Origin of the sequence: Streptomyces sp. NPDC048644 (assembly GCF_043199105.1) — a bacterium.
In the GTDB taxonomy this organism is placed as follows: domain Bacteria; phylum Actinomycetota; class Actinomycetes; order Streptomycetales; family Streptomycetaceae; genus Streptomyces.
Window position 1 is genome coordinate 563,549 of sequence record NZ_JBICVO010000001.1, and the last position, 26,394, is coordinate 589,942.

29 protein-coding genes are annotated in these 26,394 nt (G+C 70.0%); 18 read left to right on the forward strand and 11 right to left on the reverse strand.

Translation table 11 applies throughout. The annotated features are described in order from the left end of the window. Nucleotides 1-12 precede the first annotated feature (12 nt). A complete protein-coding gene (locus ACGFNI_RS02510) occupies nucleotides 13-1,182 on the reverse strand; it encodes a steroid 3-ketoacyl-CoA thiolase (protein WP_393679850.1) in 1,170 nt (389 codons plus the stop codon). A gap of 349 nt (nucleotides 1,183-1,531) precedes the next feature. On the opposite strand from ACGFNI_RS02510, the gene ACGFNI_RS02515 reads away from it, so the two are divergent. After that, nucleotides 1,532-2,764 (forward strand): cytochrome P450, encoded by a 1,233-nt coding sequence (locus ACGFNI_RS02515; RefSeq protein WP_393679852.1) that lies wholly within the window; start codon nucleotides 1,532-1,534, stop codon nucleotides 2,762-2,764. A 78-nt stretch (nucleotides 2,765-2,842) separates the two neighbouring features. On the opposite strand, the gene ACGFNI_RS02520 is transcribed toward ACGFNI_RS02515, so the two are convergent. Beyond that, nucleotides 2,843-3,634: a MerR family transcriptional regulator gene (locus ACGFNI_RS02520; RefSeq protein ID WP_393679854.1), complete on the reverse strand. Its 792-nt coding sequence runs from the start codon at nucleotides 3,632-3,634 to the stop codon at nucleotides 2,843-2,845. 676 nt (nucleotides 3,635-4,310) lie between these two features. Here ACGFNI_RS02520 and ACGFNI_RS02525 point away from each other — a divergent pair. From ACGFNI_RS02525 to ACGFNI_RS02535, 3 genes are all read left to right on the forward strand, one after another. Beyond that, complete coding sequence (locus ACGFNI_RS02525; protein WP_393679855.1) at nucleotides 4,311-4,931, forward strand: DUF6230 family protein; 621 nt, start codon at nucleotides 4,311-4,313, stop codon at nucleotides 4,929-4,931. Between the two features lies 1 nt (nucleotide 4,932). Beyond that, nucleotides 4,933-5,331 carry a DUF6114 domain-containing protein gene (locus tag ACGFNI_RS02530; RefSeq protein WP_393679856.1) on the forward strand — a complete coding sequence of 133 codons (399 nt, stop codon included), beginning with the start codon at nucleotides 4,933-4,935 and terminating at the stop codon, nucleotides 5,329-5,331. 147 nt (nucleotides 5,332-5,478) lie between these two features. After that, nucleotides 5,479-6,168: a hypothetical protein gene (locus ACGFNI_RS02535; protein WP_393679858.1), complete on the forward strand. Its 690-nt coding sequence runs from the start codon at nucleotides 5,479-5,481 to the stop codon at nucleotides 6,166-6,168. A gap of 18 nt (nucleotides 6,169-6,186) precedes the next feature. On the opposite strand, the gene ACGFNI_RS02540 is transcribed toward ACGFNI_RS02535, so the two are convergent. Both ACGFNI_RS02540 and ctaD read right to left on the reverse strand, forming a co-directional pair. After that, nucleotides 6,187-6,588 (reverse strand): hypothetical protein, encoded by a 402-nt coding sequence (locus tag ACGFNI_RS02540; protein ID WP_393679860.1) that lies wholly within the window; start codon nucleotides 6,586-6,588, stop codon nucleotides 6,187-6,189. Next, nucleotides 6,585-8,240, reverse strand: a complete 1,656-nt coding sequence (gene ctaD / locus ACGFNI_RS02545) for a cytochrome c oxidase subunit I (protein WP_393679862.1) — start codon at nucleotides 8,238-8,240, stop codon at nucleotides 6,585-6,587. Before ctaD ends, ACGFNI_RS02540 begins: the two co-directional genes overlap by 4 nt. 116 nt (nucleotides 8,241-8,356) lie before the next feature. On the opposite strand from ctaD, the gene ACGFNI_RS02550 reads away from it, so the two are divergent. Both ACGFNI_RS02550 and ACGFNI_RS02555 read left to right on the forward strand, forming a co-directional pair. Beyond that, a complete protein-coding gene (locus ACGFNI_RS02550) occupies nucleotides 8,357-8,896 on the forward strand; it encodes an RNA polymerase sigma factor (RefSeq protein ID WP_393679863.1) in 540 nt (179 codons plus the stop codon). Further along, complete coding sequence (locus ACGFNI_RS02555) at nucleotides 8,889-9,905, forward strand: CU044_5270 family protein (protein ID WP_393679865.1); 1,017 nt, start codon at nucleotides 8,889-8,891, stop codon at nucleotides 9,903-9,905. Before ACGFNI_RS02550 ends, ACGFNI_RS02555 begins: the two co-directional genes overlap by 8 nt. Nucleotides 9,906-9,923: 18 nt before the next feature. On the opposite strand, the gene ACGFNI_RS02560 is transcribed toward ACGFNI_RS02555, so the two are convergent. Then, on the reverse strand, nucleotides 9,924-10,922 hold the full coding sequence (locus ACGFNI_RS02560) for an aldo/keto reductase (RefSeq protein WP_393679867.1): 999 nt from the start codon (nucleotides 10,920-10,922) through the stop codon (nucleotides 9,924-9,926). 560 nt (nucleotides 10,923-11,482) lie between these two features. Between ACGFNI_RS02560 and proP the strand changes: the two genes are divergently transcribed. Then, nucleotides 11,483-12,916, forward strand: a complete 1,434-nt coding sequence (gene proP, locus ACGFNI_RS02565; RefSeq protein WP_393680337.1) for a glycine betaine/L-proline transporter ProP — start codon at nucleotides 11,483-11,485, stop codon at nucleotides 12,914-12,916. 190 nt (nucleotides 12,917-13,106) lie between these two features. Here proP and ACGFNI_RS02570 read toward each other — a convergent pair whose 3' ends face one another. Further along, a complete protein-coding gene (locus ACGFNI_RS02570) occupies nucleotides 13,107-13,292 on the reverse strand; it encodes a hypothetical protein (RefSeq protein ID WP_393680339.1) in 186 nt (61 codons plus the stop codon). Here ACGFNI_RS02570 and ACGFNI_RS02575 point away from each other — a divergent pair. The 6 genes from ACGFNI_RS02575 to ACGFNI_RS02600 all read left to right on the forward strand — a co-directional run bounded on the left by ACGFNI_RS02575 (nucleotide 13,274) and on the right by ACGFNI_RS02600 (nucleotide 20,418). Continuing rightward, nucleotides 13,274-13,636, forward strand: coding sequence for a TetR-like C-terminal domain-containing protein (locus ACGFNI_RS02575; protein WP_393679869.1), 363 nt, complete (start codon nucleotides 13,274-13,276; stop codon nucleotides 13,634-13,636). The two genes, ACGFNI_RS02570 and ACGFNI_RS02575, sit on opposite strands and share 19 nt — an antisense overlap. A gap of 375 nt (nucleotides 13,637-14,011) precedes the next feature. Then, a complete protein-coding gene (gene cseB, locus ACGFNI_RS02580; protein WP_393679871.1) occupies nucleotides 14,012-14,710 on the forward strand; it encodes a two-component system response regulator CseB in 699 nt (232 codons plus the stop codon). Between the two features lie 38 nt (nucleotides 14,711-14,748). After that, on the forward strand, nucleotides 14,749-15,978 hold the full coding sequence (locus ACGFNI_RS02585) for a sensor histidine kinase (protein ID WP_393679872.1): 1,230 nt from the start codon (nucleotides 14,749-14,751) through the stop codon (nucleotides 15,976-15,978). A 152-nt stretch (nucleotides 15,979-16,130) separates the two neighbouring features. Further along, nucleotides 16,131-16,961 carry an ABC transporter ATP-binding protein gene (locus ACGFNI_RS02590; RefSeq protein WP_393679874.1) on the forward strand — a complete coding sequence of 277 codons (831 nt, stop codon included), beginning with the start codon at nucleotides 16,131-16,133 and terminating at the stop codon, nucleotides 16,959-16,961. An 88-nt stretch (nucleotides 16,962-17,049) separates the two neighbouring features. Beyond that, on the forward strand, nucleotides 17,050-19,587 hold the full coding sequence (locus ACGFNI_RS02595) for an ABC transporter permease (RefSeq protein ID WP_393679876.1): 2,538 nt from the start codon (nucleotides 17,050-17,052) through the stop codon (nucleotides 19,585-19,587). A gap of 114 nt (nucleotides 19,588-19,701) precedes the next feature. After that, nucleotides 19,702-20,418 carry a hypothetical protein gene (locus ACGFNI_RS02600; RefSeq protein ID WP_393679878.1) on the forward strand — a complete coding sequence of 239 codons (717 nt, stop codon included), beginning with the start codon at nucleotides 19,702-19,704 and terminating at the stop codon, nucleotides 20,416-20,418. 780 nt (nucleotides 20,419-21,198) lie between these two features. Here the strand turns inward: ACGFNI_RS02600 and ACGFNI_RS02605 are convergent. Genes ACGFNI_RS02605 through ACGFNI_RS02615 form a run of 3 tightly spaced genes read right to left on the reverse strand, consistent with a single transcriptional unit; the run spans nucleotide 21,199 to nucleotide 22,728 of the window. After that, on the reverse strand, nucleotides 21,199-22,032 hold the full coding sequence (locus ACGFNI_RS02605) for a helix-turn-helix domain-containing protein (protein WP_393679880.1): 834 nt from the start codon (nucleotides 22,030-22,032) through the stop codon (nucleotides 21,199-21,201). Further along, entirely contained in the window at nucleotides 22,029-22,553 is a 525-nt protein-coding gene (locus ACGFNI_RS02610; RefSeq protein WP_393679881.1) for a DUF6879 family protein, read from the reverse strand. Before ACGFNI_RS02610 ends, ACGFNI_RS02605 begins: the two co-directional genes overlap by 4 nt. Next, the gene (locus tag ACGFNI_RS02615) at nucleotides 22,537-22,728 is read right to left on the reverse strand and encodes a hypothetical protein (RefSeq protein ID WP_393679883.1); all 192 of its coding nucleotides are present in this window, start codon (nucleotides 22,726-22,728) and stop codon (nucleotides 22,537-22,539) included. The genes ACGFNI_RS02610 and ACGFNI_RS02615 overlap by 17 nt, the downstream gene beginning before the upstream one ends. Nucleotides 22,729-22,966: 238 nt before the next feature. On the opposite strand from ACGFNI_RS02615, the gene ACGFNI_RS02620 reads away from it, so the two are divergent. Beyond that, a complete protein-coding gene (locus tag ACGFNI_RS02620; protein WP_227045611.1) occupies nucleotides 22,967-23,293 on the forward strand; it encodes an antibiotic biosynthesis monooxygenase in 327 nt (108 codons plus the stop codon). A gap of 47 nt (nucleotides 23,294-23,340) precedes the next feature. On the opposite strand, the gene ACGFNI_RS02625 is transcribed toward ACGFNI_RS02620, so the two are convergent. Both ACGFNI_RS02625 and ACGFNI_RS02630 read right to left on the reverse strand, forming a co-directional pair. Beyond that, nucleotides 23,341-23,706, reverse strand: a complete 366-nt coding sequence (locus tag ACGFNI_RS02625) for a hypothetical protein (protein ID WP_393679884.1) — start codon at nucleotides 23,704-23,706, stop codon at nucleotides 23,341-23,343. Next, entirely contained in the window at nucleotides 23,696-23,869 is a 174-nt protein-coding gene (locus ACGFNI_RS02630; RefSeq protein ID WP_393679885.1) for a hypothetical protein, read from the reverse strand. Before ACGFNI_RS02630 ends, ACGFNI_RS02625 begins: the two co-directional genes overlap by 11 nt. A 367-nt stretch (nucleotides 23,870-24,236) precedes the next feature. Between ACGFNI_RS02630 and ACGFNI_RS02635 the strand changes: the two genes are divergently transcribed. The 4 genes from ACGFNI_RS02635 (at nucleotide 24,237) to ACGFNI_RS02650 (ending at nucleotide 26,254) form a co-directional block, all read left to right on the forward strand. Beyond that, nucleotides 24,237-25,076 (forward strand): helix-turn-helix domain-containing protein, encoded by an 840-nt coding sequence (locus ACGFNI_RS02635; RefSeq protein ID WP_393679887.1) that lies wholly within the window; start codon nucleotides 24,237-24,239, stop codon nucleotides 25,074-25,076. After that, on the forward strand, nucleotides 25,073-25,288 hold the full coding sequence (locus tag ACGFNI_RS02640; protein WP_393679888.1) for a DUF397 domain-containing protein: 216 nt from the start codon (nucleotides 25,073-25,075) through the stop codon (nucleotides 25,286-25,288). The genes ACGFNI_RS02635 and ACGFNI_RS02640 overlap by 4 nt, the downstream gene beginning before the upstream one ends. A 109-nt stretch (nucleotides 25,289-25,397) precedes the next feature. Further along, nucleotides 25,398-25,607 (forward strand): DUF397 domain-containing protein, encoded by a 210-nt coding sequence (locus tag ACGFNI_RS02645; protein WP_393679889.1) that lies wholly within the window; start codon nucleotides 25,398-25,400, stop codon nucleotides 25,605-25,607. A gap of 116 nt (nucleotides 25,608-25,723) precedes the next feature. After that, on the forward strand, nucleotides 25,724-26,254 hold the full coding sequence (locus tag ACGFNI_RS02650) for a GNAT family N-acetyltransferase (protein WP_393679891.1): 531 nt from the start codon (nucleotides 25,724-25,726) through the stop codon (nucleotides 26,252-26,254). Nucleotides 26,255-26,394: the final 140 nt, after the last annotated feature.

Consider the following 26,394-nt stretch of genomic DNA (forward strand, 5'->3'; position numbering starts at 1 on the left):
CGGGTGCCCGCCTCAGAGTCGCTGGATGATGGTGCCGGTCGCCAGCGCGCCGCCCGCGCACATGGTGATCAGGGCGAACTCCTTGTCCGTGCGCTCCAGTTCGTGCAGCGCCGTGGTGATCAGGCGGGCGCCGGTGGCCCCCACCGGGTGGCCCAGGGCGATGGCGCCGCCGTTGACGTTGACCTTCTCCAGGTCCTGTTCGAAGACCTGCGCCCAGGACAGGACGACGGAGGCGAACGCCTCGTTGATCTCGACGAGGTCGATGTCCTTGAGCGACATCCCCGCTTTGCCGAGGACCGCGCGGGTCGCGTCGATCGGCCCGTCGAGGTGGTAGTGCGGGTCCGAGCCGACCAGTGCCTGGGCGACGATCCGGGCCCGCGGCTTGAGTTTGAGTGCCCGCGCCATCCGCTTGGACGCCCACATCACGGCGGCGGCGCCGTCGGAGATCTGTGAGGAGTTGCCCGCGGTGTGCACGGCGTTCGGCATGACGGGCTTGAGGCGGCCCAGTGCCTCCGTGGTGGAGTCGCGCAGCCCTTCGTCCCGGTCGACGAGCCGCCACATGCCCTGGCCCGCGGCCTGTTCGTCTTCGGTGGTGGGGACCTGGACGGCGAAGGTCTCCCGCTTGAAGCGTTCCTCGGCCCAGGCGGCTGCGGCCCTCTCCTGCGAGCGCAGTCCGAGTGCGTCGACGTGTTCGCGGGTCAGTCCGCGGCGGCGGGCGATCCGTTCGGCGGCCTCGAACTGGTTGGGCAGGTCGACGTGCCACTCGTCGGGCCAGGGCTTGCCGGGTCCGTGCTTGGAGCCGCTGCCCAGCGGCACCCGGGACATCGCCTCCACGCCGCAGCCGATGCCGATGTCGATGACGCCGCCCGCGATCATGTTGGCGACCATGTGGTTGGCCTGCTGGGATGACCCGCACTGGCAGTCGACGGTGGTGGCGGCGGTCTCGTAGGGCAGGCCCATGGTGAGCCAGGCGTTGCGTGCCGGGTTCATCGACTGTTCGCCGGCGTGCGTGACGGTGCCCCCGACGACCTGTTCGACGCAGTCGGGCTGGATGCCCGTACGGCCGAGGAGTTCGCGGTAGGTCTCGCCCAGGAGGTAGGCGGGGTGGAGGTTGGCGAGCGCTCCTTGGCGCTTGCCGATCGGGGTGCGTACGGCTTCGACGATGACGGGTTCCGCGGCCATGACTGACTCGTCCTCTCCTCGCGTCCGCGGGGCGTCCCGGCACCCACGGAAGAAGAACTAGTACGCGTTCTAGTTCTGCGCTCAGTCTCGTGAGCGGCCCCCCGCCGCGCAAGGGGCGCGCACCCTCGTTGTCCGATCTCCGGCGCCCGGGAAACGGCCGCCGAAGCGCCCTCGTCCGCAACAGGTGCCGCCGCAACCCTTGCCAGTTGGAGAACTCGTCACTACCTTCACCGCGACATCTGATGAGCCGTCAGAACCCGCAGAGGAGCCGGCACTCCCGGCCCCGGTCCGCGCCCGGCCGGACACGGGACGGGCCCGCGCCGGAGCCGGACCGGACCAGGAGTCGCCGATGCCATGCCCAGCGTTGCCCGAGGGATTCGACTTCACCGACCCCGACGTCTACCAGTCCCGCGTCCCGCTCCCGGAGTTCGCGCAGCTGCGGCAGACCGCGCCCGTGTGGTGGAACGCCCAGCCGCACGGCATCGCCGGATTCGACGACGACGGCTACTGGGTGGTGACCCGCCATGAGGACGTCAAGGAGGTGTCCACGAAACCGGACATCTTCTCCGCCCACCTCAATACCTCGATCATCCGCTTCCACCCGTCGATGACCCGCGACCAGATCGACGTACAGAAGCTGATCATGCTCAACATGGACCCGCCGGAGCACACCCGGGTGCGCCAGATCGTCCAGCGCGGCTTCACCCCGCGGGCCATCCGCGCGCTGGAGGACGCGCTGCGCGACCGCGCCGCGAAGATCGTCACCGAGGCGCGCCGCCGCGGCTCGGGCGACTTCGTCACCGACATCGCCTGCGAACTGCCCCTCCAGGCCATCGCCGAACTCATCGGCATCCCGCAGGACGACAGGTCCCGCATCTTCGACTGGTCGAACAAGATGATCGCCTACGACGACCCTGAGCTGGCCATCACCGAAGAGGTCGGCACCAACGCGGCGATGGAACTGATCTCGTACGCGATGAACCTCGCCGCGGCCCGCAAGGAGTGCCCGGCCAAGGACATCGTCAGCCGGCTGGTCGCCGCGGAGGACGAGGGCAACCTCGGCTCGGACGAATTCGGCTTCTTCGTCCTGCTGTTGGCGGTGGCGGGCAACGAGACGACCCGCAACGCGATCACCCACGGCATGCACGCCTTCCTCACCCACCCCGAGCAGTGGGAGCTGTACAAGCGCGAGCGCCCGGACACCACGGCGGAAGAGATCGTGCGCTGGGCGACGCCGGTGGTCTCCTTCCAGCGCACCGCGACCCGGGACACCACCCTGGGCGGCGCGCGGATCGCCAAGGGCCAACGGGTCGGCATCTTCTACTCGTCCGCCAACAACGACCCCGAGGTCTTCGACCACCCGGAGTCCTTCGACATCACCCGCGACCCGAACCCGCACCTCGGCTTCGGCGGCGGCGGGCCGCACTTCTGCCTCGGCAAGTCGCTGGCCGTCCTGGAGATCAACCTCATCTTCCAGGCCATCGCCGACGCCATGCCGGACATCTCCCTCACGGGCACACCCCGCCGGCTGCGCTCCGCGTGGCTCAACGGCGTGAAGGAACTGCGGGTGCAGTACGGGTGAAGGGGCGCCGGGCGCCGGCGGCGGATGGGCGGGGGCTTGCCGCCGGGGTCTGCAGCCCCCGGCAGGCGGATCCGGCGGTCAGCTCAGCCGGGCATCGGCGTAGAAGACCATCGCATCGCGCTGGTAGACGGCCAGCCCGTCGGCGATCGCGTCGTAGTTCGCGCGCATCTGCGGATCATCGACGAAGTGCCGGCCCATCCCCTTGTAAGCAGCCGCGTCCGGGCTCCAGGTCCGGCACACGAACCGGTACTGGGCGTCCACCGCGGCCTGCACCGCGGGATCGGCAACCGGTGTGCCGGCCGCCATGAACTCCGCCATGCGGATCATCTGTGCCGTCACCTCCCGCTGCCACCGCTCCACGTCCTCGGCGCTCATCGCCCCCCTGGTCTGCCGGGACTGCTGGGCCTGTGCCCAGGCCCGCGGCCACCGCTCCCGCACCTCGGCTTCGGCGGCCTCCCCCGCGGCCGAGAGGTGGGCGGGATCGAAGCCATCGAACAGGTTCTCCGGCCTGTTGATCTTCACCATGTCGTTGTTGTCCCTGCCTTCCTCCAGTTCGGCGATGGTGCGGCCGACCGTGCGGGCGAGCGTCTCCAGCCGGTCCCGTTCCGTGAGCAGCCGTTGGTGGTGCTCGCGGAGCACGGACACCTGATCGGTCCGGCTCTCCAGGACCGCCCGGATCTCGCGCAGCCCCACGTCCAGCTCCCGCATCAGCAGGATCTGCTGCAAACGCAGCAGATCCGCCTCCTCGTAGTAGCGGTGCCCGTTGCCACCGATCCCCGCGGGCGGCAGCAAGCCGATCTCGTCGTAGTGGCGCAGAGTCCGGGACGTCACCCCTGACATCCGGGCCACGTCCGCAATCGACCAGGCCATTGCCCTGCCTCCCATCGCCGGGCCGGTCTCTCCGGCCCCACAGAAGACCGTAGAAGTTGACGCAGCGGAAAGCGCAAGCCGGAATCCGGCGGAGGGCTGTCGGCGGATTCTCAAGAGTCGTGCCCTGCGGGGAAGGGAAGGCCGCGGTGTGGATCGGAATGGCCTTCCGTGAGGGGGCAGTTGGGTGGCACGGCTCGCCCGGTAGGGAACCGTGGCCGGGCCGGGCCGAGTCCCTTACCGGGACTGCGGAAGGGACGCCCATGAGCATCGACGCGCCCCGCCCGTCCGAGCGGTCGCCGTACGGCGGGCCGCGGCCCGCGAGCGAGCCGCCGCGGCCGTACACACCGCTGCGGCGGCGGCACGGGGTGCGGTGGCGGGGATAGCGCCGCGGGGCCAAGTCGTCCGAAAACCGCCGGGCGCCGGACCTTGCCAGCGATGACGGGCGGAATTACATTCAACTCGCCGGTAACACCCGGCAGTACAGCGCACCGCCCGTACCGCCCGCCCGGCGCAGCCGCGTCGGCGGTCCGCCCGGCACAGCGCGTTCGGCACCGCTCATCGCTGCATACCACCGCGCCGCCCCACAGGCCGCCGTGCGTAACACCCCTATGCAGCCCCCTTGTTCGCCCCCCACGTGATCGACAGCGCGCGCCACCGCTCTTCGAAGGGGACTCGTATGAAGGACGCACACGGCAGACAGGTCACGGGACGCATCAGCTGGCGGCGGTTCGCCGCGCTGTCCGTCCCGGCGCTCGCCTGCACGGCAGCACTCGGCATCGCCCTGTCCAACGGAGCACTCGCGGCCTCGTTCGCCGTCTCGGGACAGCAGTTCAAGGTCTCGGCCGACCGCCTCACGGGCGACGGCTTCGCGCAGTACGGCAGTGTGGACGCCAACGCCAGGGGCGACCTGCTGCCCGTCGCCGTCACCGCCATCAAGTCGGCCGAGCTGCACAGCCTGTGCCAGTCGGTCGTCACGCACCTGCCGGTCATCGGCGACATCTCGCTCAACCTCAGCGCGGGCACCGGGAAGACGCCGGTCAAGGCCGACGACCTCTTCGTGGACGCCACCCAGTTGTCCGGCAACGCGTCCTTCCACCGCATCGAGATCGGCCGGGACGCCTCCACCCTCACCAAGGGGCCTGACGGCGCCCAGGGCCTCCAGGACCTGTTCGCCCAGCAGGCCGACGACGTCGCCATCGATCACCTGCGGCAGACCGCCTGGGCGACCAACGCGGGCACGTTCCGGCTGTCCGGGCTGAGCATGAAGGTCTCCAAGGGCAAGAAGGAATGCTTCTGACATGGCGGCCGGCATCCGGCTCCGTTGGCGGCGCTGGCGCACCGGCCGCCCGTTCTGGGGTGGTCTGGCGGCGGTGCTGGCCGGCGCCGAGATCTGCGCCATCCCGCTCGCGCCGCTGAAGATCATGCTCCAGCAGGGCATCGCGGGCATCCCCTCGGTGCTGATGGGCCTGGTGATGATCCTGATGGGCCTGTCGGCCTGGTTCACGCCGCACTACCGGGGCATCGCCGGCGTCCTGACGGTGCTGTTCTCGGCCGCCGCGCTGGTGCTGTCGAACCTCGGCGGCTTCCTGATCGGCACCGTGCTCGGCATCATCGGCGGCGCGCTGATCTTCGCCTGGCAGCCGCTGCCCGCCACCGGGAACAGCGCACCTGGCATCCCGGCCGGCGACACCGCCTAGACGCGCAAGCCCGTCCCACCGATTTCCGCGGTTCACGACGGGCCCGTACGCGTACCGCCACGCGCTCGTACGCGTACGGGGCCGTCGTGCCCGCGCACCTTCCCCCTCGCGCCCGGACCACCGGGCACCCGCAGAAGGAGACCTGACATGAACTCCGACGTGAGACCTGCCATGAGATCCGCCCGCACCACACGTACCGTGCTCACCGCCGCGACCGGCATCGCGGCGGCCATCGGGCTCCCCCTCGCGGTGGCCGGGCCCGCCGGGGCGTCAACGGCCGCCGCTGCGGCCACGACCGTGACGCCGGCCGGGCACGGCTTCAGCGCCGCGCTCAGCGGCAGCGCCACCTTCTCCGCGGGGTCGGTGACCGTGACCTGTACCGCATCCGGATCCACCGGCCAGGTCCCGGCAGCCCCCGGCAACCACAACGCGGCCGGGCCGGTGAGCAGCGCCATCTCCGCGCCCACCTACGGCTCCTGCACCACGAGCATGCCGGGGGTCAGCGCCACCGTCAGCACCACCGGCACCTGGGGTGTGGCCATGCAGAACGGCACGCAGGTGACCGCCGGTCTCGCGATGCCGTCGGGCGGCTTCGTCCTCAAGACCAGCGGCCTGGCCAACTGCACGGTGACGGCCGCGCCCACGGCGGCTGCGACCGTCAACGGCACCTGGTCCAACGGCGCGCCGTCGACCCTGAAGTTCACCGACGCGAAGGTGCCGGTGAAGGTGGAGGGCGGGTTCGGCTGCCCGACGACGGCGACCAGTTCGACGTTCAACGCCACCTACAAGGTCACCGACACCACCGATCCGGCGTCGTCGATCACCGTCACCGGCTGATCCTTCCGGCCGTTGTCCTCAGCGCGCGGTGAGGACAACGGCCACCGCCGCCGCAGCCGCCGCCACCGCGACGCTGCCCGCGGCGAACGCGGTGCACAGGCGCCTGCGCAGCACCTGGTAGACACCCGAGTACTCGGCCCGCAGGGAGGCGCTGCGGGTGGCGATGCGTTGCAGGTACGCCTTCGACAGCTCCGCCTGGTCCTGGCAGTAGAGGCGTTCGACCTCGGCGCGCTGACTGTCGGTGAGCCAGGGCAGCCCGGCGCAGAAGGCTTCGGCCCGCGTGCGCGCCCGGCTCTTCTCCGCCTCCCAGAGCAGATAGCCCTCGATTTCGTTGATGGCTTCGTCGGTACGCATTGTGCCGCTCACCTCGCCCATGCCGCTCGGATTGCTCAGGTCGCTCACCCCGCTCCCGCCGCTCATACCCGGGCGCTCCGCTCACCGTCGCGGTCCAGGGCAGCACGGTCGCCCTGCCCCAGCGCGTCGCCTTCCGCCGCGATTTCCGGGTGGTGCAGGTCGAATGCCGGGGATTCGGAACGGATGCGGGGAAGGGAAATGAAGTTGTGCCGCGGGGGCGGGCAGGAGGTCGCCCACTCCAGCGAACGGCCGTAGCCCCAGGGGTCGTCGACCTCGATCTTCTTGCCGTACTTCGCGGTCTTCCAGACGTTGTAGAGGAACGGCAGCATGGACAGCCCGAGGAGGAAGGAGAAAATGGTGGACACGGTGTTGAGCGCGGTGAATCCGTCGGCCGCCAGATAGTCGGGGATACGGCGGAGCATGCCTTCGGCGCCCAGCCAGTGCTGGACGAGGAAGGTGCCGTGGAATCCGATGAACAGCGTCCAGAACGTGATCTTCCCGAGCCGTTCGTCCAGCATTTTTCCGGTGAACTTCGGCCACCAGAAGTGGAATCCGGAGAACATCGCGAAGACGACGGTGCCGAAGATGACGTAGTGGAAGTGGGCGACGACGAAGTAGGTGTCCGTGACGTGGAAGTCGATCGGCGGCGAGGCGAGGATGACGCCGGTCAGACCGCCGAAGGTGAAGGTGATCAGGAAGCCGATCGCCCACAGCATCGGCGTTTCGAAGGACAGTGAGCCCTTCCACATCGTGCCGATCCAGTTGAAGAACTTCACGCCGGTGGGCACCGCGATGAGGAAGGTCATGAAGGAGAAGAACGGCAGGAGTACGCCGCCGGTCGCGTACATGTGGTGCGCCCAGACGGTGACCGAGAGACCGGCGATCGAAATCGTCGCCGCGATCAGACCGATGTAACCGAACATCGGCTTCCGGGAGAAGACCGGAATGACCTCGGAAATGATGCCGAAGAACGGCAGCGCGATGATGTACACCTCGGGGTGGCCGAAGAACCAGAAAAGGTGCTGCCAGAGCAGTGCCCCGCCGTTCGACGCGTCGAAGACGTGCGCCCCGAATTTACGGTCCGCCTCCAGGGCGAACAGCGCTGCGGCGAGCACCGGGAAGGCCAGCAGGACCAGCACGGCGGTCAGCAGCACATTCCAGCAGAAGATCGGCATGCGGAACATCGTCATGCCGGGTGCGCGCATGCAGATGATCGTGGTGATGAAGTTGACGGCACCGAGGATCGTGCCGAATCCGGAAAAGGCGAGGCCCATGATCCACAGGTCGCCGCCGATACCCGGTGAATGCACCGCGTCGGTGAGCGGCGAATACGCGAACCAGCCGAAGTCCGCCGCGCCTTGTGGCGTGAGGAATCCGCCGACCGCGATCAGCGAGCCGAAGAGGTAGAGCCAGTACGCGAACATGTTCAGCCGCGGGAACGCCACATCGGGCGCGCCGATCTGCAACGGCATGATCCAGTTGGCGAATCCGGAGAACAGCGGCGTCGCGAACATCAGCAGCATGATCGTGCCGTGCATCGTGAACGCCTGGTTGAACTGCTCGTTCGACAGGATCTGGTGGCCCGGCCTGGCCAGTTCGGCGCGCATCACCAGCGCCATCAGGCCGCCGATGCTGAAGAACGCGAACGAGGTGACGAGGTACATCGTGCCGATGGTCTTGTGGTCGGTGGTCGTCAGCCACTTCACGGGTTGTTTCATGCCTGCTAGGTGTCCGCAGCCCCCTCGGACATCACTCCTGCGGCCGTCCCGGGGCCGTGTGAAGGATCACCGGAAGAGGGTGTGAAGATCGGGGGCATGCCGGACACCAACGGATCATGAGCACGGACGAAGCCTTCGCCGATGCCTATCGCACGCACTACTGGGCGGTCAGCCGCTTCGTGGCGCGTCGGCTGGACGGGCAGGCAGACGAGGTCGAGGAAGTGGTCGCGGAGGTCTTCTCCATAGCCTGGAGACGCCGCGCCGACCTTCCCGACTCACCCCTGCCCTGGTTGTACGGGGTGGCCAGGAACTGCCTGGCCAACACGGTGCGCGGGCTCGGCCGCTACCGGCGGCTGCTGAACCGCCTGGGCAATCACGAGATCGCGCACCGCCGGGGAACCGTGGAGAGCCCGGACACCGAAAGGCCCGGCTCCTGGGTGCACGAGGCACTGGCCCGCCTCTCCCCCGCCGACCAGGAAGTCCTGCGGCTGACGGCCTGGGAGGAACTGACCATCGAGGAGCTGGCGGTCACCCTCGGGTGCAGCCAGAGCGCGGCGGCGATGCGGCTGCACCGGGCCCGCGGCCGGCTCCGTACGCAGATCGACCGGATGCGGGCGACGGTGTCCGTGCGAGCAGGAGGCAACAGCGATGCGTGACGACGAACTGGACCTGCTGCGCGCCGTCGATCCGGTGTCGTCCCACGAGGGCCCGTGGCGCGAGAGGCCGCTGGACCACCGGGCCGAACGCGCCCTGAACCAGCTGCTGTTCACCACCCGCCGCAGGAAGGTGCGGCGCCGCCTGGTGGTGCGCGCCGAGGCCGCCGTGCTCGCGATCGTCGCGGTGCTCGCGTACACCTTCTCGGGCCCCGGGGCGCAGACGGCCGCCGCCGTGCCCACCGCGCTCCACCTGCGGACCGACGCGCCGTCCGTCTCCCTCGACGTCCTGGCGCACCGGGCCGCGGCCCGTGCGAAGGCGGCAGGACCCGAGGACGGGCCGCGCCGCGGCAGCCACCTCCAGAGCTGGTACATGAGCATGGAGTCGGGCCCGGACGCGGCGCCGCCGGTCACCGTCCCCGAGGAGCGGATCACTCGGTGGAACGCGGACGGCGGCGGCTCCGAGATGGTGGTGGCGACCGATCCGCGGCACCCGGGCCGCCCCGTGATCCACGCCGACGGCAACGGGCGCTGGCGCACCGTCAACGACGGCAAGGTGCTGCACCGCAAGGTGTACCCGGCCGGTTCCGAGGCGCAGCACGGCGGCCTCGCCTCCCGCACCGAGCCGCCGACCGACCCCGACGACCTGCGCGAACTCCTCCGCATGCTCTACGGAAGCGGCACCGGCGACACCCCGGAGCTGCTCCAGGCGCTGTCCTCGTACCGGCAGGAGTGGACGCCGGGGCCGCGCGAGACCGCCGCCGTCGTCGAGCTGCTGGCCTCGGCCGACGGCCTGCGCCCCGCCGGGATCGTCACCGACCGGCTCGGCCGCCGCGGCCAGGCGTACGTCTACACAGGTCACGACGGTTCGATGGCGGGCTCCCGCCAGATGATCATCCTCGACCCGCTGACCGGCACCCTGCTCGGCAGCGAGATCACGTTCACCAAGGACGTCCCCGACTACAAGATCAAGGCGGGCGATGTGATGTCGTACGAGGCGTGGATGCCGTAGGAGGGCCGGGCCGCCGTGTCAGTGGCCGAGGCGGCGCAGCGCCTGCTCCGGGTAGCGGGCGCCCGCGACGGCCGTGTCCGGCACGGCGGCCCGCAGCCGTGCGGCCTGCTCGGCCGTCAGCTCCACCGCGAGGGCCCCGGCGTTCTCCTCGACGTACCGCACCCGCTTCGTGCCAGGGATCGGCACGATGTCGTCGCCCTGCGCCAGCAGCCAGCCGAGCGCCGCCTGCGCGGGGGGCACGCCGATCTCGCGGGCGATCCGCCGCACCTCGTTCACCAGCGCGAGGTTGCGGGTGAGGTTCTCGTCCGAGAACCGCGGCCAGCGAAGGCGGTTGTCGCCTTCGGTCAGCTCGTCGCGGGAGGCCAGCGCCCCGGCGAGCATGCCGCGCCCGAGCGGCGAGTACGCCACCACGGAGATCCCCAACTCCCGGCAGGTGGCGAGCAGTTCCCCTTCCGCCACGTCCCGCGTGAACAGGGAGTACTCCACCTGCACCGCGCTGATGGGATGGACGGCGTGCGCGGCCCGCAAGGTGGCAGCGCTCACCTCGGACAGCCCGAGATGCGCCACCTTCCCCGCCGTGACCAGCTCCGCCATCGCCCCGACGGTGTCCTCGACCGGTGTGCCGGGGTCGCGCCGGTGGGCGTAGTAGAGGTCGATCCGCTCCACGCCGAGGCGGCGCAGCGACGCGTCGCAGGCGGCCGGTACGTACCCGGGCGAGGTGTCGACCCGGTCGACCCGCCCGGTGGCAGGGTCGTGGCGCAGCCCGAACTTCGTCGCCAGGAAGACGTCCGCACGCCGCCCGCGGTCGCCGAGCCAGCCGCCCAGCAGTTCCTCGTTGGCGCCGCGCCCGTACGCGTCGGCGGTGTCGAGGAGGGTGACGCCGAGCGCCGCCGCCCGGTCGAGGGTACGGAGCGCCTCATCCGCGTCGGCCGGCCCGTAGGCGACCGACATCCCCATACATCCGAGCCCGATCGCGGAGACCTCCGCGGGGCCGCTGCCGAGCCGTCGCGTCTTCATCGAGTGATCGTAACGGAGCGAACGGGCCCTGAATGATGCCGAATCAGCCACGGAACGGCCGGAGTTGGCGCGCTGCGGCGACGTACGGCCGCGACGTACGGCTGTGGCGAGCGGCTATGGCGAGCGGACGCCGGGGCGCCGTCCCCGCCGCGCCGTTTCCGTACGCAATGCGGCGCGCCACGCGACACGGCAACAGGGCAACGCACTCCGTGACGCACCTCACGCGCCTCTCGGGTTTACCCGTGCTGTGCACGTCACAGTGGCGCGCAGTTGCAGTCGTTCACCGCGATAAGGATCACAGACAAAGGTCCCGCACAATCCTTTGCAAAAAGACGTTTGCCCTGCCAGGAGCGGGTATACGGGCGACTGCGCGGTCAACCGTGCACCGTCCGTGATGACCGGGTCTGCCCCTATGGTCGACTTTCGCCCGTCACGCCATGACGGGTTTGTCCATGTAGTCGTCCCAGAGAGCGCAGGCGAGCGAACACGTGCCGACGCAGTCCCCCGTCGCACCCGGGAACCCCGTCCCCGGCGGCAACCGCAAGGACGCCGCACCCGATCTGGAGAAGCGGTCCCAGGGCCGGTCCGCCGGCGAGTCGTCCTCCGATGTGACCGTCGTCGAACCCGCGATGGTCAAGCGTGCGGTGTCGGCTGCCGCCCTCGGCAATGCGATGGAGTGGTTCGACTTCGGCGTCTACAGCTACATCGCGGTCACCCTCGGCAAGGTGTTCTTCCCTTCCGGTGACTCGACCGCGCAGTTGCTGTCGACGTTCGGCGCGTTCGCCGCGGCGTTCCTCGTGCGCCCCATCGGCGGCATGGTCTTCGGGCCGCTGGGCGACCGGATCGGCCGCCAGAAGGTCCTCGCCATCACCATGATCATGATGGCGGCCGGCACCTTCTGCATCGGCCTGATCCCCTCGTACGCCTCCATCGGCGTGGGCGCGCCCATCCTGCTGCTGGTCGCCCGCCTCGTCCAGGGCTTCTCGACCGGCGGTGAGTACGGCGGCGCGTCCACCTTCATCGCCGAGTACGCGCCGGACAAGAAGCGCGGCTTCCTCGGCAGCTGGCTGGAGTTCGGCACCCTCGCCGGCTACGTCGGCGGCGCGGGCCTGGTCACGCTGATGACGGCGCTGCTCTCCTCCGACGACCTGCTGTCCTGGGGCTGGCGGATCCCGTTCCTGATCGCGGGCCCGATGGGCATCATCGGCCTGTACCTGCGGATGCGTCTTGAGGAGACCCCGGCGTTCGCGCAGCTGGAGAAGGAAGCGCGGACGAAGGAGAAGGAGCGCCGGGACGCCGAGAAGCGGATCGGCATCCGCGAGATGATCTTCGGCCAGTGGCGCTCGATGCTGCTCTGCGTCGGCCTGGTCCTGGTCTTCAACGTCACCGACTACATGCTGCTGTCGTACATGCCGAGCTACCTGACATCGGAGCTGAAGTACGACGAGACCCACGGGCTGCTGGTCGTGCTCGCGGTGATGGTCGTGATGATGTGCATCCAGCCGTTCGCCGGCCGTCTCAGCGACCGCTTCGGCCGCCGCCCGGTGATCGCCGCCGGCTGCCTCGGCTTCCTGGTCCTCTCGGTGCCCGCGCTGCTGCTGATCCGGCAGGGTTCGCTGGTGGCCATCGCGCTGGGCATGGCCGCGCTGGGCCTGCTGCTGGTCTGCTTCACCTCGACGATGCCGTCCACGCTGCCCGCGCTCTTCCCGACCAAGGTGCGCTACGGCTCGCTGTCGATCGGCTTCAACATCTCCGTTTCGGTCTTCGGCGGCACGACCCCGCTGGTGGTCACCGCGCTGATCGGCGCGACCGGCAACCGCATGATGCCCGCCTACTACATGATGGCCGCGGCCGTCATCGGCGGCGTCGCCGTCTGGCTGATGTCGGAAAGCGCCCGCAAGCCGCTGCCCGGCTCGCCCCCGGCCGTGGAGACCGAGGCGGAGGCCGTCGAGGTCGTCCGCCTCGCACGCCGGACGGCCGCATCGGCCGCCTGAGGCGGACACCGCGCAAGGCGGTGAGGAAGTACGGCAGGAGCCCGGTGCGGGTACGGCACCGGGCTCCTGCGCGTTCCGGGGCGTTCAGCGAGGACGCGTTCCGGGGGGTGCGCCCGACGGCCGGGCGCGCCCCGGCGGTCCCTCCCCCAGCGGCCTGCCGACGGCGTCGGCCCGGCCGGTGACCTGCGGCTCAGCGCGGGCCGAACCAGCGGACGAGAGCCGCCTTCAGCCCGTCGGGGTCCGCGCCCGCCCAGGCGACGTCACCGTCGGGCCGGAAAAATGAATCTCCACCGCAGTGGTGCGACCCGTCGACGCGGTCCCGAGCTGGCGAACGCGATTCTCGACGCCGCGTGAGACGTGCTGACCGAGTACGGATACCCCGGCTTCACCTACGAGGCGGTCGCCGCCCGCACGCACATGATCACGATGATGAGCGTGCAGTTGGTGGGCTACTTCCGCGACACCGGCACCAGCTTCGGCGAGCTGCGCGAAGCCCTCATCCCGCCGGGCCCGGCAACCCCCTTCGAGACGATCGTCGCCCGCGCCGTCGAGCGCGGCGAACTGCCCGACGCACCGCGCTCACCCCGCGTGGTCAACCTGCCCTTCGACCTGCTGCGCCACGACATGCTGCTGACGACGCGCCCGGTGTCGGACGAGTCGATCGCCGAGATCGTGGACGCGGTGTGGCTGCCGCTGCTGGCGGTTCCCGAGGCGGCGTGAACCCGGCGCGGTGCGCCACCCCGGGCGGGTTGTGTATCGGGCGGGTATCAGGGAGCGCTTGGCCGTCCATCGAATCCGCGCGCCGGGCCGCGGGGAGGGGCGCCACAGGGGGCCTGCGTGCCGTGGCCCCGGAAGCCGCCCGAGCCGTGCCACCCGGCCTGACCTGGGCATTCACGGAGGGAAGAGGCAGCGATGGGGTGACGTGTGTCCGCTTTGCGGCATAGTTGCCAGGCCCGGCGTCTGCCCTATCGTTTCTTGCGGGTCGCCGTCTGCGCGTGCGTGCACACGGGACCTGTGCCCGACGACCGTCCGAACAGGAGTCATCTGCCCGTGTCCCCGTCCGCCCCGGATCCGGCCCCTCCGCAGCCTGTGCGTGTGCTGCTGGTGGAGGACGACGAGCTGATGCGCCGGTCCTTCACCGTCGCCCTTGAGCGCTACGGCTACCGGGTGAAGGCCGCGGCCGACGGTCTGACGGGGCTTGAACTCTTCCGCGACGAAGGCTTCGACCTGCTGATTCTGGACGTGCTGCTGCCCGGTCTCGACGGGATCGGCCTGTGCCGCAGAGTCCGGGAGACCAGCTTGGTGCCGGTCTTGATGATGTCCGCCCGCGGCGACGGACTCGACGTCGTCGCCGGTCTGGAGGCCGGGGCGGACGACTACGTGGTCAAGCCCGTGGACACCTACGTGCTCGTGGCCCGGATCCGTTCGCTGCTGCGGCGGGCGACCTACGCGCCCGCCCCGGTGTCCGGGCGGCCCGCCGGCGCCGACGGGCCGCCGCCGCCCGAAGGGGAGCCGCTGGTCTTCGGGGACCTGACCATCGACACGGCAGGTCTTGAGGTGTTCGTCTCCGGAAGCCCCGTGGCGCTGACCCCGACCGAGCTGAAGCTGCTGCTGGAGTTCGCCGCCCACCCGGGCACCGTGCTGGAGCGGCACACCCTGCTGCGGGACGTGTGGGAGTACGGCTGGGACGGCGACAGCCGGGTCGTGGACCTGTGCGTGCAGCGGCTGCGCAGGAAGCTGGGCCGGGACCGGATCGAGACGGTCCGCGGCTTCGGCTACAAGCTCAGGCGCTGAGGCGGGTGCGTCCGTTCCGCCGGCCGCGGCCGGCCCGCGTGCCCCTGCGCTGGAAGATCGCCGCGCTGGCCGCTGCCACCGCCTGCCTGGTCGCGGCGGCGGTGGGGGTGCTGGTCCACGTGTGGACCGCGCACGACATCAGGCACCGGGCCGAAAGACAGGCCCTCGCCGGTGTGACCTCGGCCATGGACGTCTACCGGCGCACCGGAACCCTCACGGACAACGCCAGGATCGATCCGGCCGAGCTGCCCTACGCGTTGCAGAACCCGGCCGACGGCGACCGGCACGTGTCCTACGGCGGGAACGTCCCCGGGAGCATGGACCCGACCGTCTGGGGTGCCCAGCGGGTCGGCGGTCCCGGCAGCCCGGTGCTGGCCGTCCGGGTGACCATCTACGCGGAGTTCCACGAGCTGTACCGGCTCGACCTGACCATGGCGGTGGCCTCGCTCATCGCCCTCGCGGCTGCCACGCCCCTGGCGATCTACGGGGCCGGGCTGCTCGGCCGCCGGCTGCGGCGGGTCTCCGAGACCGCGGGCCGGATCTCCGCCGGGGATCTCGACGCCAGGACCGGGCGCACCAAGGGCCGCGACGAGGTGGCCGACATCGCCACCACCGTCGACCTCATGGCCGACAGTCTCAGCCAACGGCTGCACACCGAGCGGCAGTTCACCGCGGACGTGGCCCACGAGCTGCGCACCCCCGTCGGCGGTCTGCTGGCCGCCGTCGACCTGCTGCCGCCCGGTGAGACGGAGGATCTGCTCCGGGCCCGGGTGCGTGACCTGCGCGGACTGGTCGAGGACCTGCTGGAGATCTCCCGGCTCGACGCCGGTGCCGAACAGCCGGTCCGCGCCCATGTCCCGCTCGGCGCGGTCGTCCGTGAGGCCGTGACGCGTACCGGCCTCGACACCGAGGTCACCGCCGCCGGCACCCGGCACGAAGCGGCCGGGCAGACCGTCGAGACCGACCCGCGCCGCCTCGAACGGATCGTCAGCAATCTCGTCATCAACGCCCACCGGCACGGGGGCGCCCCGGTACAGGTCACCGTCGACGGCCATACCGTCGTCGTGCGCGACCACGGCCCCGGCTTCCCCCCTGACCTGCTGCGGGGCGGCCCGCGCCGCTTCCACACGGGCGCGGCTGAGCGCGGCTCGGGCCACGGTCTTGGCCTGACCATCGCCCTGGGCCAGGCCCGGCTGCTCGGCGCCGAACTGCGCCTGGACAACGCCCCGGACGGCGGGGCCGTCGCCACCCTGCGCCTGCCGGCCTGACCGCCCGGCCGCTGCGGAACCGCTCCGGACAAAACCGCTACGGGCAGAACTGCTACGCAGCCAAGCGGGCGCCGATACACGGCGGCTGCGGTCCTGATACGTCCGCCGGACACCTTGGGTGTGCACCCTTCCGCACCCGAAGAGGAGTCCCCGTGACCGCCGAGCCCCTTGACACCCTCACGCCGCACCCGACCCCAGGGGTGGCGGCTGCCGTCACCGACCTGTCGAAGGTCTACGGCAGCGGAGACACCCGCGTCGTCGCCCTGGACGGTGTCAGCATCTCCTTCCGGGAGGGCGAGTTCACCGCGATCATGGGCCCGTCCGGCTGCGGCAAGTCCACCCTGATGCACTGCGCCGCCGGGCTCGACGCGTTCGACTCAGGCTCCGTCCGCATCGGCACCACCGAACTGAGCACGCTCAACGACCGGCAGCTCACCCAGCTGCGCCGCGACAAGATCGGCTTCATCTTCCAGGCGTTCAACCTGCTGCCGACGCTGACCGCGCTGGAGAACATCACGCTGCCGCTGACCGTCGCGGGACGCCGCCCCGACCAGCAGTGGCTGGAGCGCGTGGTCTCCAAGGTCGGCCTCTCCCCGCGCCTGGACCACCGTCCCGGACAGCTGTCGGGCGGGCAGCAGCAGCGCGTCGCGGTGGCCCGCGCCCTGGCCTCCCGACCCGCGATCATCTTCGGCGACGAGCCCACCGGCAACCTCGACTCCCGGGCCGGGGCCGAGATCCTCGGCTTCCTGCGGGACTCCGTGCGCGAGCTGGGACAGACCGTGGTCATGGTCACCCACGACCCCGTCGCCGCCGGCTACGCCGACCGCGTGGTCTTCCTCGCCGACGGCCGCCTGGTCGACGACATGACGCGTCCCACATCGGACCGGGTCCTGGACCGGATGCTGCACCTTTCCGGGGGCGGTCACACCAGCGGCTCCGCCGCACGGACCCCCGCGTTCGGCACCCGCTCGCGCACGAGCTGACCCGCCCGCACGTCAGCCGTCAGCCGTCAGCCCTGAACCAGCCGCCCGCTCGCATCCGCCGAGCCCGCCTCCCAGGATCCGCACCCCCATGTTCCGTACCGCTCTGCGCAACGTGTTCGCGCACAAGACCCGCCTGCTGATGACCGCCTGCGCGGTCATGCTCGGCGTCACCTTCATCACCGGCAGCCTCGTCTACGGCGACAGCCTGAGCCGTGCCTCAGCCGCCCGTGCGACCGAAGGCTACGAGCGCATCGCCGTCGACGTCGCCGCCGATACCGACCCCGCCGACGGCGGCCGTCCCCACCACCTCGGTGCCCGCACCGTGACCACCCTGGCCGAGCTTCCCGGCGTTGCCGTCGCCGCGGGCCGGGTCGACGGCTTCGCCGCCGTCGCCGACCGTGACGGCACGCCCGTCGGTCACGGCACGTCCGCCCGGGGCGGCAACTTCGCCCCGGGAGCGGACGGCAGGGATCCCGCCTACCGCTTCACCCAGGGTTCGGGACCGACCGGCAACGACACGATCGCCCTCGACGAGACCACCGCCACCAGCGGCGGCTTCCGCGTCGGGGACAGGGTGCGCGTCGGCACGGGCAAGGGCGCCGCCTCCTACACCCTCAGCGGGGTCTTCCGCACCGACGGAACCAAGCTCCCCTCCGGAGGCAGCCTGACGCTGTTCACCAACGCCACCGCCCAGCGGCTCTTCCTCCAGCCCGGCCGCTACCAGCACATCGAGCTGACGGCCACCCCCGGCACCGACGTGCCCCAGCTCCTCAGCCGCGTCGAATCGGCGCTGCCCCAGGGCACCAGCGCGGTGACCGGGGCCCGGCTCGCCCAGATCAAGGCGAACCTCGCCACCAGCGACAGCGGCACCATGAGCCAGATCCTGCTGGGTTTCTCCGCGGTCGCCCTGTTCGTCGCCACCTTCCTCATCTCCAACACCTTCACCATGCTGGTCGCCCGACGCACCAGGGAGCTGGCCCTGATGCGGGCCATCGGCGCCACCCGCAAGCAGGTGCGCCGCATCCTGCTGGCCGAGTCCCTCCTCGTCGGCGCGCTCGCCTCCGTGGCCGGGATCGCCGTCGGCACCGGCGTCGCCGCCCTGCTCCAGACGCTCTTCGCCCCCGCCGACGCCCCGGCCGCCCCGCTGGTCCTCACCCCGGGCACCGTGCTCGTCTCCCTGCTGGTCGGCACGCTCCTGCCCATGGTCGCCGCATGGCTGCCGATCCGCCGGGCCATGGCCATCCCGCCCGTCGCCGCGCTCAGCGCCGCCGAGCACACGGCGCCCGCCCGCGTGGGCTCCCTGCGCACCGGCCTCAGCGCCGCGCTGACGCTCACCGGCACCGCCGCCGTGGTGTACGGGGCCCTCACCACGGGCAAGGACGCCAGGACCGTCATCGGTATCGGCGCCGCCCTCACCCTGACCGGGACGAGCGGCTTCATCCCCCTGCTGTCCCGGCCGTTCACTGCCCTGTTCAAGCCGCTGCTGACCCGCCTCTCCCCGGTGCAGGGTGACCTTGCCGCCCGCAACACCGTGCGCGACCCGCGCCGCACCGGCGCCACCGCCGCCGCGCTCGCCATCGCCCTCACCCTCGCCTCGGGCCTGTCCGTCCTGGGGGCCTCCGCCACCCAGTACCTCGACCGCGCGACCACCCACGCCTTCACCGCCGACTACCAGGTCAAGCCCGCCGATGGCGGCCCGCAGCTGACTCGCGCCACCGCCGCGCCCCTCAAGAAGCTGTCGGGCGCCACCTTCAGCCCGCTCAACCAGTCCACCGGCTACCGCCTGGCCGGCACCGAATCCGTCCTGACCGGCGTCGACCCCGCCACCATCGGCCGGCTGCTGCGCTACGACGTGATCGACGGCTCCCTCGACCGCCTCGCCAAGGGCCAGATCGCCGTGGCCGACTTCAAGGCCGACAAGGCGGGCTGGCACGTCGGCCAGACCCTCCCCCTGGAGCGTCAGAACGGCCGGCGCGGCAGCGTCACCATCGGCGCCGTCTACCAGGCGGACGAGCAGAGCGACCTGATGCCCAGCATCACCGCACCCGACTCCCTCGTCGCCCGCTACGACTCCGCCCCGAGCACCTACGCGGTCCTCGTCGCCACGGACGGCGGGCCCAGCAGGGCAGCGCTCGCGGGTGTCACCCACGCTCTCGGCGACAACCCCGCCCTCGCCGTCCTCGACCAGGACGGCATCCGCGCCCAGGACAGCGGCGGCATCGGCGACCAACTCAACGTCTTCTACGCCCTGTTGAGCATGGCCCTGGCCATCGCCGCGCTGGGCATCGCCAACACCCTCGCGATGTCCGTCCTCGAACGCCGCAAGGAGATCGGCACACTGCGCGCCCTCGGCCTGGACCGCGCCGGAGTGACCCGGATGATCCGCCTGGAGGCCCTGCTCCTCGGCGCGCTCGGCGCGACCCTCGGCACAGCCATGGGCATCTTCCTGGGCTGGGCGCTCGGCCGCACCCTCCAGGAGAGCGTCGTGGGCTACGAGTTGGTCCTGCCCTGGGGGCGCCTCGCCATCGGCGTGCTCATCGCCCTGGCAGGCGCGCTGGCCGCCTCACTCTGGCCGGCTCGCAGGGCCGCCCACGTCAACATTCCCACCGCGCTCACGGCCCGGTAACCACCCGTGTTAGCCGGAAGTTAGGGGAGCGGCAGCCCGGCGATAGCGCCCCCGGTCAAAGTGGGTGACGTACCGAGGAAACAACGACACCGACCGCCCCGGGGGGAACCCGAAATGAGCTCCAGCACCACCGTCCGCTCCGCTCGCCGCCGCACCCTGCGTATCGCCGCCGCGGCCCTGACCGCAGTCGCCGGCCTCACCCTGACCGCCTGCTCCGGCTCGGACACCGCCGACGCGAAGTCCGCGGGCCACACGAGCACGAACTCGGCCGCCGCCAACTCCAGCGCCTCGGGCTGGTCCGGAATTCAGAGCGCCGATGACAAGGCGAGCGCCGATGCCAAGACCGGCACCAAGTCGGATGCCGCGGACAAGCCGTCGGGCAACGCGCCCGCCGCCGACGGTGGCAAGGAGGCGTCCCCGGTCCGCACCAAGACCCTGGTGGACGGCAGCAAGGCCGAGATCTACGACCTCGGCTCCCAGCGCTACCGCGCCAAGATCATCAGCGACGGTGCGGTCGTGGCCACGATGGAGACGACGGGGGAGGACGCCGACGCCGGGCTCGACGCCAACGGCATGTACGTCGTACTCACGATGGGCGGCGAGATCCACTCCTGGATGGGCGGCGAGCACCAGGGACCGGGCACCTTCAAGCTCGCGGGCGGCTGGAAGGCCAAGGTCACGAAGATCGGCGAACTGCGGTACCGCGCGCAGATCATCGGCTTCGATGGCGTGGCCGCCACGCTGGAGACGAAGGGGCACGACGTCGGGGTCGACGCCAACGGCGTGTACATCGTGCTCAGCAACGGCGGCGTGATCAGCGCCCACGAGTAAGGGCCCGCCCCTACGCCACGGGGGCAGCGCACGGACGGGGCCTCTGTCACTCAGCGGGCACGACGAGATGGGCTACTCCCCGTCGCCACCACTCGGTTCCGGGGCGCGCGGGGCCTCCGGGGGCATCGGACCTCCGTCGTGCCGACCGCCGTCAACCGCCATCACGTCAGGCATGTCAGCCGGGTACCGGAACGGGACACCGCGCCACCCTTCGGCATCGGGCGTGCGCGTCCCGTACACATCGACGCTCGCACCGCTCATCCACCAACCTCCTCTTTCGCGAGGGGCCATGTCGCCGTACCGTCAGCGGCATGGCCCATGGTCCGCAGGGGTTCCCTGCGGTGTCACCCGCCCCGGCTGCTCGACTGTCCAGGTTTCTGCGGCCGGGGCGGGGGTCTTAGACGCCGGTTATCGCTGCGCACACATGGCATAGCCACATGCCGGGCTCTTTCTCAGCCATCGTGTGGCCCTACCGGCAGAGCATTCACTGACGCCCCTTGGCGCGGCAGTCGAGGCACGGAAACGGGCACGGTGGCACCTTCGCGCCCTGCGGGATTGCCACCACGCCCGAGCGCATATCCAGCCGCCCACCCAACGGGGTCCACCAGGTCTCGACGGTGTCAGCAGCCGGCTTTGTAACCGAGGGCTGGTTCGCCCTCCAACAGCCGGCCGTCGAGTGACAGCTCAACGGCCGGCTGTACCGAAACGGGCTCGTCATTCCTCCGCTGCCTCCCCGGCTGGATTCGTCGAAGCGATGATCCTCCGGGGAGTTGTATGCGCCTAGCCTGTTTCCTGTTCCCTCAAGAGTGCGTCTCGGATGCCCTCAAGCGCGGCCCTCATACTGTCGCCGGAAAGAGCTTGTTCAGCGAATCCATCGAACTTGGCCGCATACAAGGCAACGTCTCTCGGCTCGGTCACCGTCACGTCAGCGTGCACCGTCTCCACTGACACGGCCCGGTCATCCCTGATAACGAAGGCATGGTTGGGGATGTCATTCTTGGGCCCTGCGAGAGGAACGATCCGAATATCGATGTTGGGCATCCGGGACAAGGTAATGAGCCGGTCTACCTGCCCAGCCATGACGAGCGGCGGAGTAATCAACCACCGAAGCACCGGTTCCGTGATCACGAAGCGAAGGGTTTTGCTCACTTCGTACAGCACTTCCTGCCGTTCAAGGCGGGCGCTGATAGTCCGCCGTACTGTCTCTCCGCTCAGGTCTTCGTGCCGGGACAGGATGGCTCGCATGTACTCCGGGGTCTGAAGCAAGCCAGGCACAAGAGCTGGCTGGAAGAGCCTCAGGAGGCTCATACGGCCCTCGATGGCCTGTAGCTGCTTCTGTGCTTTGTGGAGTCCAGCACGCTGGATGAGACGCCACGCCGTGGCCTCCGTGGCTACCGCCCGCGCGGCCTCCATGTACTCCGTCTTCACACCCTCTGAGACGCCGATGGCGGTCAGGATGCGGTCCACGTCATCGACGCTCGGGGCGAGCTTGCCGGTTTCGATCTTGCTAATTTTACTTGCGGACATGACAGAGCCGCGGGCCACAGCTTTTGCCTCCTTACCAGAGGCTTGCCGCAATACCCGCAGCGCTGCACCCAACTCCGAACGGTTCACTTGCCGTGTTCTGCCCACCAGTCCGCGAATGGCACCGCATACCCAAGTGCCCTGTCCCGGTAGGCGACGTACTCAGGGCCCCGGTCGTCGGGGAGTACGTCAGCTCCGAGATACTTCCCATCAGGGCCGTAGCTCATCGGCGCGGCCGTGGCTGAGTCAAAAAGCCAGAAGTCCCCGACGTCAGCTATGGGATTGGGTCGATCCGTGACGTCAAGGATGAAGAACTCTTCTCCTGCCGTCGCGTTCGTGACGTAGCCCCACCCAAGTTCGAATCGTAGGTACGGGGTCAGAGGCCGCGTCAGAATGTGGACGCGGTACAACCGCCGCCCGACGCCCACGTGCCCCTTGATCTCTTCCAGCCAGTCAGCGTTGTAGCCGTCGGGCCGATCCTGGCCGGCCAGGAAGGCTCGATATGCATCGACGCTGCCCAACTGGCTGTAGTCGTCCAGGGTCTCCAGTCGAAACGCTTCGCGGTCGAAGGTGTCGAAGAGGCTGCCTAGAGTCCTAGATGAGGTTGTCACGGATGGCCTTCTGGAACAGTTCGAGCGGGATCTCAACCAAGGTTTCGTGGGCGGGAATCTGAAGCCCGTGATCTACCGGAGTCCCGCCCTGTACCAGTAGGGCGCCCCGATCCGTCTTGTAGATCGTGGGGCAGTCCTTCTTGTCGCATGATGTCGCGAGCATGGTGACTTCCATAGCCTCCCCTTCTTCATGGTCCAGGCTCCTGGTCAATCGTTCCGGCGGTTCCTCGTGTGAGGCAAGGGGGCAGAGTTGCAGGAACGGGAAACCGGCGCTGGGCACCCCCGTACGAACGGAGGAAGTCCACCGGGGCGCACACCACTGTGTGCCCCGGGCCACACCATGAGTGCCGACCCCGTCCCGGCCCCGTGCCCTGCCCCCCGGTACGAAGGCCGCATGGGGCACGATGGGCGGTATGAGCATCGTGAAGATCAATGCACTGACCGTGCCCGCCGAGCAGCGTGAGGTGCTGGAGCAGCGTTTCGGCGCCCGCGCCGGGACCGTCGACTCGTCGGACGGCTTCGAGTGGTTCGAGCTGCTGCGGCCCGTCGAGGGCACCGACCAGTACCTCGTCTACACCCGCTGGCGGGACGAGGAGTCCTTCCAGGCGTGGATGGAGGGCCCGATGAAGGCCGCGCACCAGGGCGGCGGCGAGGGCGGCGAGCGTCCCAAGCCGGCCGCGTCCGGGTCGACCCTGTGGTCCTTCGAGGTCGTTCAGCAGGCCGGCCCGAAGCAGGGCTGACGAACTCCCGGGGCGGGGCGAGCGGATCGCCCCGCCCCGGGCTGCGCTCACCGGGAGCACCGCCCGGAGTGTCCGGCAAACAGCCCGCAGCCATCGGTACGGCGGCAGTCGGGCAGGACGACCAGCTCGGCGAGCGGGCCGAGCCATTTGATCCACACCACCAGACCGCACAGATCCCGCACGACGGCGTAGTGCGGACCGCCGTGGGCCGTGGGCAGGACGCACCACCCGAGATCGAGTTCCGGTTCGGCATGCCGCCCCCCTTCGACCGCCAGCGCGGCCCCCGCCAGGGCGGCGGTGAGGCGGTAGTCCCCTCTCCAGCACGTCGGCGGGACGGCCGCCACGGCTTCCTTGACGTCGAACAGTCGGGGCGGCGCGGGCGCCCCGGCGGCCGGTGCGTTCTCAGCGGTCATCGCTCTCCCGCAGCGCCACCGGGATCTCGTCGTGCTGCGGGTGCCGCCGGAGCAACACCCGGCAATCGACGGCCTTGCTCGCGTCTCCCGCACGTTCGGCGGCGGACAGCTCAGCGGTGAGCCGTGCGCACGTCGGGCAGCCCACCGCATCAAGGCAGCTCATTCCGGCCTCCCCAACGCGCGGAACTGCGCCCGCCGTTGACCGTCCGCACGGACCTGCGCACGGAGGCGGGCGAGAGCCGGACTGTCCGCCGCCCGGTCCCGCTGGACGTTCGGCGGCGCCTTGAGCGAGCAGCCCGGGTCGGGGCACTCGCACGGCCCGTAATCACACGGGTGGGGAGGCAGCGGCTCCCCCTCCGCCTCACCGGCTCCTCCCTCGCCGTGGGCCGGGACACGCGACGGTTCCTGCCCCTCCGGGAGACCGCTCTTTCCACGCACGGCCACTCCTCTCCGTAGTGGTACGACTACTCAGGCGGCTCAGCGTGGCCTAGGCTCGGGCTGTCTTCAAGGTTCCGGAAACGGAGGGCACTTTGGTAAACATCAAGGAGTTGAACCCGGACAGTTCGCCCCAGGCGGCCTTCGGTGCGCGCCTACGCAGCGCGCGCGAGGCACGTAGCTGGAAGCAGGACGAACTCGCCGCGCAGGTCGGCTACTCGGGCCGACACATCTCGGCAGTGGAAACTGGCCGTAAGCCGCCAACTCTTCGGTTTTCGCGGGCCTTAGACGTGATCTTCGGGTTCACCGGGACCGCAGACTCGTTCGAGCGCGCATGGGGAGAGATCCGCAACGGCAGTCTGCTGGAAGGTTTCCCGGAGTACCTGGGGCAGGAGGCGCGTGCGGCAGAGATCCGACTGTTTGACGTAGGGGTGATTCCTGGACTGCTCCAGACGCCGGAGTATGCAAGTGCCATTGAAGCGGGTCATGTAAAACGAGGCACGCTCACCCCCGAACAAGCCTCTGAGCGGGTGGAGTTCCTGGCGGAACGACAAACGGCTCTGGTGCGGCGCACCTCGCCCATCGTGATCGTGGTCCTGGATGAGAGCTGCATCCGGCGGCTGATCGGAGGGGCCGATGTCATGGAGCGCCAGTTGGCCCGTCTGATCGAGTTCGCTGACCAGCCGGACACCACGCTCCAGTTGGCCCCCTACGCCATAGGTGAGCGCCGCCCGTTCAATCGGCTGGTGAATCTGCTGACCCTGCCCGACCGCTCCGTCATGTCCTACGTGGAGTCCGAGACCAACGGGCAGCTGGACAGGGAGATCACTTCCGTACTGCCGCTGGTGAGGGCCTACCATCAGCTACAGGCCGAAGCGCTTTCCCAGGCGGAATCAGTGGCCGTGATCGAGCAGGTACGAAAGGGCACCCCGTGACGACCGACTCCCTCCCCCTCACCTGGTTCAAGTCCTCCTACAGCGGTAGCGGGGGTTCTTGCGTCGAGTGGGCCCCGGCGCAAGCGGCGGCCACCGGCACAGTTCCCGTCCGTGACTCCAAGGACCCGAGCGGCCCCATACTGGAATTCCCCGCCGCCGCCTTCTCCTCCTTCGTCACAGGCGTCAAGGACGGCGAGTTCGGGGCCGTCTGAGCTGGACGAAAGCCCCGCCGCGCCCCCGGACCGGGAGGCGCGGCGGGGCTTTGGTCTTGTCTTGATATGCCGTTCGTACAGCCTCTGTTGCCTACCTAGCATCGGCTACATGACGACCGAATCCCCCCGCTGGTTCAAGTCCTCCTACAGCGACAACGGCGGCCAGTGCATCGAGATTGCCGCCAACCTCCTCGCCCCGCACGGCGTGGTCCCCGTCCGCGACTCCAAGAACCCGAGCGGACCTGTCCTGAACGTCCCCGCCGCCGCCTTCTCCTCCTTCGTCACAGGCATCAAGGACGGCCGGTTCGGGGCCGTCTGACCCGGGTCCACCTCCCGTTCCAGGGACCGCCGACACGGCGAAAGCCCCCATCACGAAACCTAGATTTAAAGTCGGGGGATCTAGCTTTCAGGCCACAGGCTTATCAAAATCAAGCCATGATCACCTCAGCCGGCACGCTCCGGCTTCCCTGGGCCCTCGCCGCCGAGCCGTTCGACTCACCGGACGCCTTGGCCCTGCTGCGCGCGTACTACACCGAACTCGCCGACCGCTACTTCGAGCTGCATGAGCAGCGTCGTTCCACATCTGAGGAGATCGAAAAGGGACTGGCGGCGTACCCGAGCGACAGCCTGGCGCCGCCGGACGGCCTGCTGCTGGTCGCCCGGTACGACGGGACCGCGGCCGGCTGCCTGGGGGTGCGGCTGCTCGACGCGCGGACCGCCGAGCTGAAGCAGATGTTCGTGCGGCCCGATCACCGCGGTCTCGGCGCGGCCCCCCGTCTCCTGGCCGCCGCCGAACGGGCCGCGTCCGAACTGGGCGCCGAACGGATACGCCTGGACAGCCGGCTCGACCTGGTGGAAGCCGTCGCGCTCTACCGCCGGCACGGGTACACCGAGATCGCCCCGTACCACGACGGCCCGTACGTGGAGATCTTCTTCGAGAAGCGGATACCGCGGGCCGCGCCCTGAGCACTTCGTCAGGTCCGGCGGTCGTTGGTCCACCCGTCCGCCGGGCCGGGCGACGCCGAAGCCGTGGTCGAAGGCGGTGACGTACGGACCGCCGACGGCGCTCATGTCTCCAGGCCATGGCCGCTCGCTCCGATCAGGCC